A 1,687-nucleotide genomic window follows, 5' to 3' on the forward strand; every position below is an offset into this window, starting at 1 on the left:
GATAGCCTGATATGACAAAAAAGATGTCCACGCCGACGTAGCCGCCGGAGAACAGGGTCATTCCGGCATGGTAGAAGATAACGGGCATAACTGCGAGCGTGCGCAGTCCGTCTATGTCGCTTCGGTATTTAAGACTCATTTAACCATCTCTGAGGTAATTTCTTTATCTTTAAGAACGGCGTATTCCGCGCCGAACACGGAAAGGTGGTCGTCGTCGTAATAAAGCGCCCGTCCGTTGTGCTCCGTGATACAGCCGTTTTCGCCGCAGAGAGCTTTGTAAAGCGGAACAACGGTGAATCTGTCCATATCTTCATAATATTGCAGAAGTGAGAGCAGCGGGGAGTTCTCCTTTTCATAGGTCTCAAGGGGAATGTTCATATCCGACGAGGATGCGAGTGCAGGCAGATACGCTTTCAGAAGGGCGTTCTTAGCCAGTTCGCGTGGAACATCGAAGTCAGCTTCAGCATTGTCGAGAACGAAATATATCTCCTTGCCTTTCAATCTGTCCAGTGTTCTTTCAAGCGCCTGACGGAACTCCTCAGCACGTTCGGGGGTATCGGTGTATTTTTTCCAGCGGCACACAAGGATAACTTTTTTGATGTGTCTGTCGTTAGCCAGCGCTTCGCCCACGGCAAGGTTAGTTTCTATGCAGGCGTTTGCCTTGGTTCTGTCTGTGCCTGCCAGTCCCAGAAGGGGCGGACACGCAGAAGTTGACATGAAAACGCCGCCTGTTCCCGTTTCCTTCGCCAGCTTATCTATGCCGTCAGAGAGTGCCAGAGCGTGTGAATCGCCCCAGAGGGCGAATTTGGGTCGAACATCCTCAGCTCCAAGCCCGCAGTATTTTCCTGCTTTGATAGCTGATTCCGGCAGTTCATAACATTCTTTCGTTTTGAACCTGCTGTTGGGAACATAGGCGAGTTTTGCCACCTCGTCCGGTATCCTTTGGGGGATGCCGTCGGTGAATATAACCAGCGCACCAAAAAAGCATCCCGCCGCCATAACGGCGTAGGTGTATCTGAAAAAGAGTTTTTTGTTCTGTATCTTTTTAATGCGTAAAGGTTTCTCTACTATGTAGTAAGAGAAGGATGCGAACGCGAAGGTCAGAAATATCAGGAAATAGTCAGAAGTGTAAAATTCTGGGATGTTGGCGCTCTCCCAGTAGTTGCGAAGCGCGAATAAAGGCCAGTGCCACAGATAGAGCGAGTATGACAGAAGCCCTATCCAGACGACAGGTTTAAGACTGAGTATCTGGTTTACTATTCCGCCCTGCGCCATGATGATGAGCGCGGTTCCCAGACAGGGCAGAAGCGCCGCATAACCGGGGAAGGGCGTTGAAGGTTTAAAGGTGAAGATGCTGACGCAGAGCATGATGAAGCCCGCCAGCGACATAAGATTTATGTGGAGCAGTTTTTCGGTCTTAGGGAAGAAACCGAGGGATATCAGCGCGCCCAGCATCAGTTCCCACGTGCGGAACGGAATGAGGTAGAACGCCGCTTCGGGATGCGTTTTCGTTCCCCATACGGAAAGCCCGAAAGAGATGACGAATAGGGTCAGCGCAAACCGGATATATTTCTTGCTGCCGTATCTGGCAATGAGCATCAGCATTATAGGGAAGAATATGTAAAATTGTTCCTCTACTCCCAGCGACCACGTATGCAGGAGGGGCTTTGTCTCCGCCTGTGCGTCA

The 1,687-nt window shown here is 50.5% G+C and carries 2 protein-coding genes; both read right to left on the minus strand.

The genetic code is table 11. The features are described from left to right. Positions 1-139: acyltransferase family protein (locus Q7P67_RS13460; protein ID WP_369696023.1), on the minus strand; the 139-nt coding region annotated here is incomplete at its 3' end. Continuing rightward, positions 136-1,687 (minus strand): acyltransferase family protein (locus Q7P67_RS13400; RefSeq protein WP_303852738.1); only part of this gene is annotated, 1,552 nt, incomplete at its 5' end. The genes Q7P67_RS13400 and Q7P67_RS13460, both read right to left, overlap by 4 nt.

Origin of the sequence: Seleniivibrio woodruffii (assembly GCF_029267515.1) — a bacterium.
In the GTDB taxonomy this organism is placed as follows: Bacteria; Chrysiogenota; Deferribacteres; order Deferribacterales; family Geovibrionaceae; genus Seleniivibrio; species Seleniivibrio woodruffii_A.